This window comes from Dellaglioa sp. CoH-56-MRSF-13 (genome assembly GCF_056782095.1).
In genome coordinates this window covers 1-265 of the sequence record NZ_JBXAYC010000175.1, presented here as the reverse complement: position 1 = coordinate 265, position 265 = coordinate 1, and the positions used below count along the sequence as shown (strand labels likewise).

Annotated in this window: 1 protein-coding gene; it reads left to right on the top strand. The window is 47.2% G+C overall.

Features of this window, described 5'->3' with window-relative positions; all coding sequences use genetic code 11:
* Positions 1-45 precede the first annotated feature (45 nt).
* Positions 46-265 (top strand): hypothetical protein (locus AC1RP1_RS08355; protein WP_481762781.1); only part of this gene is annotated, 220 nt, incomplete at its 3' end.

Here is a 265-nt window from a genome sequence, read left to right as displayed (position 1 = left end):
CATGGACCTTTTGTGTCGAGGGATATCGAAGGTCATTTTGATAATTTGAAATTATTGCCATCGGTCATAGATTCGTCGGTTGGTCTGCCTAGTCATTATTTCCGAGGAAGTATTACGTGGCGCATGCTGGCATATTTTTACTCGGATAATAACTCGGCAATGTCCCGTCGCGTGTGGAAGGATTTGCCTTATCCGGATATTGAGTGGGGCGAGGATTACGTATGGTCTGCGTCCGCGATCAAGGCTGGATATCAGAAGGCCTACG